At 51.0% G+C, this 4,968-nt stretch carries 9 protein-coding genes; 4 read left to right on the top strand and 5 right to left on the bottom strand.

The window, feature by feature from the left end:
* Positions 1–185: 185 nt before the first annotated feature.
* The 4 genes from AC13D2_RS06900 to AC13D2_RS06885 all read right to left on the bottom strand — a co-directional run bounded on the left by AC13D2_RS06900 (position 186) and on the right by AC13D2_RS06885 (position 1,475).
* On the bottom strand, positions 186–596 hold the full coding sequence (locus tag AC13D2_RS06900) for a hypothetical protein (RefSeq protein WP_482938370.1): 411 nt from the start codon (positions 594–596) through the stop codon (positions 186–188).
* 26 nt (positions 597–622) lie between these two features.
* Positions 623–991, bottom strand: coding sequence for a hypothetical protein (locus tag AC13D2_RS06895; RefSeq protein WP_482938369.1), 369 nt, complete (start codon positions 989–991; stop codon positions 623–625).
* Positions 988–1,137 carry a hypothetical protein gene (locus AC13D2_RS06890; RefSeq protein ID WP_153634927.1) on the bottom strand — a complete coding sequence of 50 codons (150 nt, stop codon included), beginning with the start codon at positions 1,135–1,137 and terminating at the stop codon, positions 988–990. Before AC13D2_RS06890 ends, AC13D2_RS06895 begins: the two co-directional genes overlap by 4 nt.
* A gap of 134 nt (positions 1,138–1,271) precedes the next feature.
* Positions 1,272–1,475: a hypothetical protein gene (locus tag AC13D2_RS06885; protein WP_091643540.1), complete on the bottom strand. Its 204-nt coding sequence runs from the start codon at positions 1,473–1,475 to the stop codon at positions 1,272–1,274.
* Positions 1,476–1,631: 156 nt separating this feature from the next.
* Here AC13D2_RS06885 and AC13D2_RS06880 point away from each other — a divergent pair, with 156 nt between their 5' ends.
* From AC13D2_RS06880 to AC13D2_RS06865, 4 genes are read left to right on the top strand one after another with little or no spacing between them, the layout of a single operon-like run.
* A complete protein-coding gene (locus AC13D2_RS06880) occupies positions 1,632–2,348 on the top strand; it encodes a nucleotide-binding protein (protein ID WP_099620033.1) in 717 nt (238 codons plus the stop codon).
* On the top strand, positions 2,345–3,298 hold the full coding sequence (locus AC13D2_RS06875; RefSeq protein ID WP_418142094.1) for a ParB/RepB/Spo0J family partition protein: 954 nt from the start codon (positions 2,345–2,347) through the stop codon (positions 3,296–3,298). Before AC13D2_RS06880 ends, AC13D2_RS06875 begins: the two co-directional genes overlap by 4 nt.
* The gene (locus AC13D2_RS06870) at positions 3,295–3,708 is read left to right on the top strand and encodes a hypothetical protein (RefSeq protein WP_091643549.1); all 414 of its coding nucleotides are present in this window, start codon (positions 3,295–3,297) and stop codon (positions 3,706–3,708) included. Before AC13D2_RS06875 ends, AC13D2_RS06870 begins: the two co-directional genes overlap by 4 nt.
* Positions 3,705–4,310 (top strand): hypothetical protein, encoded by a 606-nt coding sequence (locus AC13D2_RS06865; protein ID WP_228210959.1) that lies wholly within the window; start codon positions 3,705–3,707, stop codon positions 4,308–4,310. The genes AC13D2_RS06870 and AC13D2_RS06865 overlap by 4 nt, the downstream gene beginning before the upstream one ends.
* A gap of 33 nt (positions 4,311–4,343) precedes the next feature.
* On the opposite strand, the gene AC13D2_RS06860 is transcribed toward AC13D2_RS06865, so the two are convergent.
* Positions 4,344–4,688 carry an HNH endonuclease family protein gene (locus AC13D2_RS06860; RefSeq protein ID WP_228210991.1) on the bottom strand — a complete coding sequence of 115 codons (345 nt, stop codon included), beginning with the start codon at positions 4,686–4,688 and terminating at the stop codon, positions 4,344–4,346.
* Between the last annotated feature and the right edge of the window lie 280 nt (positions 4,689–4,968).

The following is a 4,968-nucleotide window of genomic DNA, read 5'->3' as shown; positions in this document are numbered from 1 at the left end:
ATCGCTATGAAGACTCAGGCGAAGGTGGAAACAGAAAATTGGCAGTAGAGTAGGCTGAAGAGGATCAATCAGATAATCCGCTGAGAAAGATTTTCTTCTTTACATCTTTGGCATTTTATCAACCAGAAATTCCGGATACCCAAAAAAATGCGGGTCAACACGGACCCGCATTACTAACTTCCATTTCAGCCCTGTGAGCGCTTCAACGCTGCCTTTACAAGACTCAGTGGAGCAACACGATTCCCACTGCCATCGAGACTGGTCAACAGGATGTTATTTTTGGGCGCCTTGGTCCGAATGCCGGCTATACGGAGCCGAAGCCCTGACAAAGTGATCTCGGCGTCCAGTGCACTCTCGGGCAGACCATAAAGCTCATGGAGGTCCAGGAAAGCCTGTCGCTCTTGCGTCATTACGGCGCCGTCTTCACAGATGGTCGCAAGATTCAGCTTAAAACTGCCAGTGGCATCACCGTACGTGGCACTTCCCGAAGTAATTTGCAGCCCAAGCTCTTTTGAAAGCTCGGCCAATTTCGCGTCCAGTGCTGGACGAATGACGTTTTTCAGGGTAGGGCGGTCGATAACATTTACTTGTGGCATAGGGTTTTCCTCGAATCAGAAGGGTATTAGAGATCGCTCGCGCAGTTGGCGGCTTGCAGGGACTGCTGATACAAGTAGTCGAAGTCTTCTTTCTCAAGATGTCTTCGAGCGAGCTCAACAAACACTTGCGAAACGGAGACATCGGCGCCTCCGCGGTGCTTCACCGCTTTACTGGCTTTGATGGCCTGATTTATCTCTGCCAGCTCTAGCCGTGCTGCTTCGCGCTGTTGCTGAAGCTCTTCGATCTCATTCCCAATTCGCCGCTTTGCTTCGTCTGTTGCGCTCGACATCCGCGCTTTCAGGCGGCGCTTTTCTTCATCGAGGTTGCCCATCGTCTCTATAAGCACGAGCCGACGCTGGTGTAGATTTACGAATTTTTCGGCCATCACTTTCACGCCCCCCATGCCATATCGACATCTTCCCTGGCCACTCTCAGACGACCGCCTCGTGTCTCAATAACCAGGGTGTTTTTATAGACCCGCTTAACCTTGGCCAGCACTCGACCCAACCGGACCGTCTGACCCCTTTTTACCTTTTCCATCTAACTTACCTCGCTTTGCGGTAAACCAATTTGAATGCCATTAAAGCGTAACTTTATCGCCTTTCTTTGTCAATCTTTTGGTACATCTTTCAAGCCCAAAAAGATTAGATTATCTTTCAGAACAACAATAGCCGTCACCTGGAGTTTCCGGCCGGAAACAGATAATCCATGCTCAAAGAATCTTTATGTCTTTCCAGATGCTCAAGCGCCTGGCTCTTTGGAACAGACGACTCGATGGGCAGGGGAACCACATTGGAGCCAAAAGTCTTCTGAAACTGTTCGCCCAAATCGCCTTCGAATACAACACACCACAATCCGTTTCGCGTCACCAGATCCATCTCGAAACTCTCCATTTTCATATAGTTCTATATTAGATGGCGCTATTTGATTCGAGTCAAAGTATTTTTGTTGAAAGTTTGACAAAAAAACCGGTAGGATGAGCCATTACTCACGTTCGCCGGTACTCGTGGCGACCTAACAGAAGGACCTACCCAATGGCGAAGCCCTTTGCCCCTAAGCTCAAACGCCCCATCAAAATTGCAGTAATCAACCGAAAAGGTGGCGTCGGCAAGACCAACACCACTATTAACCTGGCCTGTGAATTCGTGAATCGCGGGTACTCCACGGTGATCGCTGACACCGAGAAAGAAGGTGGTTGTGTCCACTGGCAAAGTTTGGCGGGTGATAACGCCAAAGTACCGGTGGTTGGAATGTATGACCCGATGATCAAGGTCAACATCAAAGCCTATGAAGGTTCCAACGACATCATCTTGATTGACACCGCAGGCATCATTGTCGATATGGACGATGAAGAAGACGGGAAAGCCAGCAAGATCAATAGCGCTGTTATGGCTATGGCAGACTACGTCATTGTTCCTCTGCAGCCCGCACCCGCAGACTTCCGCGCAACAGAGATCTGCGTGGAATCACTCAGCAAGATTCAAGAGTTTCGCGATGGAGCTCCGTTTTTCCGGGTTTTGTTGACCAGTACCCGCGCCAATGAAGATTTAACCAGGATGGCCTTGGAGTTATTCGGGGAGGACTACCCCTACCCAGTTTTCAAGACAACCATTCGTCGCTCTGAAGAGTTCAAGAAAGCCCACGCCTACGGCCAGGGCATCGTTGACTATGCCAAGCGATCGGAGTCTGCAAACGACATCCGAGACTTGGCCGACGAAATTCTGAAGGACCTGGATGAGGGCAAGGCATGAGCAAAAAGGCAGGCCTCAAAGCCGCTTTGGGTGGCGGCAGAAAAGAATCCACTGAGACCAGGGATACTAGCAAACCCGTCGTTATTGCCGCGACTGGGGAACTTTGCCGTGTATTGATCTCATCTATCACCCCGGATCCTAACCAACCGCGCGAAACGTTCGATCCTAATTTCATTGATTCTCTAGCGCGCAAGCTCCAAAAGGACGGGCAGCATCAACCCATTACCGTAGTGATGACCGGACCTAATCAATACAAGATCCGCAACGGCGAAAACCGTTGGAAAGCTGCCCAAAAAGCCGGCTGGGAATATATCGACGCCATTGTTTATGAGTATGAGCCGGCGGAGCTTACCGCCCCAGAGCAGGCAGAAATTCTTCGGAAGCAGAAGTCTGACAACGATGATCGACGCCCTCTGACACCCTGGGAAGACATCAAAGCCTGTGCACGGTATGTGGAACTGTCCGGGAAAAAGCAGGGCGAGGCCGCAGAAGACTTGGATCTCTCGAAAACCGATCTCAGCAAACGCCTGAAGATTTTCAACGGTCCCGAAGAAATCCAGATGCTGGTTCGCGCTGAAGCGCTGACCAACCTGAACACCCTTGGCAGCCTGGTTGAATTATGGAAACTCGATCAGGAATACGCCGCGGCCGAAGCCGAGAAAATCCTTGAAGCTGGCCAAATTTCATCCGGGGCTGAACAGAAGTACGCCGCCAGGGTAAAAGCGCTTAAAGAGGGCAGGGAAGTACCAGGGTCCAAACCTGCAAAGAAAGAGCAAGAACCCCAGACGCCGAAACCAATGACGTTCTCGGCCAAGAAAGTGAATGTGGCCGAAAAGGGCGTGTTGGAAATTGAAGATGGGAAAGGCAACGCCATGCGCTTCAAAGTCCCAAGAAGCTGGAAGAAAGACTGGGAGAAAATCGGCGAAGCGCTGTTTGGCGGTAAATTATGAGCGATGAAACCAAAAAACAGAGGGTAGGGGATGGCCGCGTGTTCTTTGCGCACGTTTTGGCGGTTTTCGGGCCACAGGAAAGCCACGATGTCACCGCTCAACGCATTCTCGATATCGGCAGAGTCCGTTACGGTGCTGAGAGGGACAGTTTGAGAGGCAAACACCTCCGATCCTGGGCTGACGGCACCCGGATCGTTCCGAAATGGGCATACGCAGCCGCACTCGATTTGGCACTGGATAACGGATTTGAGCCAACCGATGACGACCAGGCCATCGCAACTTGGAAGACCTGGCGTTCCGAACGGCAGGAATTATCCGATGAGCAAGCCTTCACGGAGTTTCTGAGCTCTATCCCCTTATCCGACACACAACGGGCAGCTGTTCAGACATACGCGGGGTTAGGTCAATGAATATTCATCCTCAATCCTTCGCCAAGGCAGTAAGGGCTGTAAAGCCTTCTCCGGAACTGAAAGATCGCGCTTACCGCGTTCTAGTTGAAGGCGTACCAACTCTGGAAGTGTTTGAGCGAGACGCTCCAAATGCAGAGAGGGATTATCAGGTCCTTGTGGATCTGTTCAAGCACGCTGTGGCACCGACCGAACAACCTGTGTTCACTCAATTGCAGCTTGTGTCGATCACCACAGAGTTTCGATACATCAAGTATTGGGTTTTCATGGCGTTGTCGCTTGTCCTGGTTGACGGCTATGGCATGTCCCAAGTCGGCCGTTTACTTGGAATGTCACGGCAACAAGTGAACATCGGGGTGACCAAAGCCAAGGAAAAGGCTTTGTTTCTTGGCATCCTGGATGACGCGCCGGATCTGGAGACGATCACGGTGCAAATCCCGAAAACTGTCGCAAAGCAGGTGAAAGATTACGAGCACGAATTTGCAAGCGCCACCGTGAAAGAGGGGGCCCAGAAGCGTCCTGTTTTCGCGATTCTCAACAATGAGGATGCAGATCGGGTAGAGCAATTCATTTCTGAATTAAAAGCAGTGAAAGCCAGTGCATAAATAGGGGGTCGACATTGATTGTCGACCCCATTGCTACCCTCGACACTGTTCCAAGATTTCTTTAATTCTGGCGCTCTCATCAGGCTTTGGCTGTAGTCGATATTTCAATACGATCCTCGTGAATCTCGCCGTATAGCCACACCGGCCCTCTGGCGGCAACCACTCGTCCGGCCCCTTATCGGACTTTGATCGATTGAGGGAGGATTCTACGATAAGCACATTAGACGGATCGTTGGCAAAAGCCTCTCGTTTTTCAACGGACCATTCCGAGGCACCTCTTTGCCAACTCCATGAAAGCGGGACCAGGTGATCGGCATCTAGCTGGCGCGCATCCTGAATGACCCGATTGGTGAACGGGCTTATCCAACGCCCAAACACGACAGTGCATTTGGATTCGTCCTTAAATCGAACTGGCGCGGTAGAGCGCTCTACCAAGAGTTCGTGGCGGGTATTTTGGCAATCACCATCGTCATCCGCCCACCCGTTTCCATAGTGAGCACGACTGTAAACCTGGGCTTTGGAGCCTGTAAACCAAATTGTGTAACTGCCCACGACTGAGTAATCTTTTCAAAAGGATACCATCGTGGGTACACAAGTGGATCAAGAAAAACTCAAAGCCATGGCCGCAGAGCTGGCCAAAGACATCAAGTCCGAGAAA

This window comes from Marinobacter sp. B-12 (assembly GCF_056857915.1).
The sequence above is the reverse complement of the archived record's forward strand: the minus strand, read 5'-3'. Positions and strand labels throughout refer to the sequence as shown.

Excerpts from the sequence above, each read along its gene's own strand:
- AC13D2_RS06900 (WP_482938370.1), bottom strand. The coding sequence starts at position 596 with ATGCCACAAGTAAATGTTATCGACCGCCCTACCCTGAAAAACGTCATT.
- AC13D2_RS06890 (WP_153634927.1), bottom strand. The coding sequence starts at position 1,137 with ATGGAAAAGGTAAAAAGGGGTCAGACGGTCCGGTTGGGTCGAGTGCTG.
- AC13D2_RS06885 (WP_091643540.1), bottom strand. The coding sequence starts at position 1,475 with ATGGATCTGGTGACGCGAAACGGATTGTGGTGTGTTGTATTCGAAGGC.
- AC13D2_RS06880 (WP_099620033.1), top strand. The coding sequence starts at position 1,632 with ATGGCGAAGCCCTTTGCCCCTAAGCTCAAACGCCCCATCAAAATTGCA.
- AC13D2_RS06875 (WP_418142094.1), top strand. The coding sequence starts at position 2,345 with ATGAGCAAAAAGGCAGGCCTCAAAGCCGCTTTGGGTGGCGGCAGAAAA.
- AC13D2_RS06870 (WP_091643549.1), top strand. The coding sequence starts at position 3,295 with ATGAGCGATGAAACCAAAAAACAGAGGGTAGGGGATGGCCGCGTGTTC.
- AC13D2_RS06865 (WP_228210959.1), top strand. The coding sequence starts at position 3,705 with ATGAATATTCATCCTCAATCCTTCGCCAAGGCAGTAAGGGCTGTAAAG.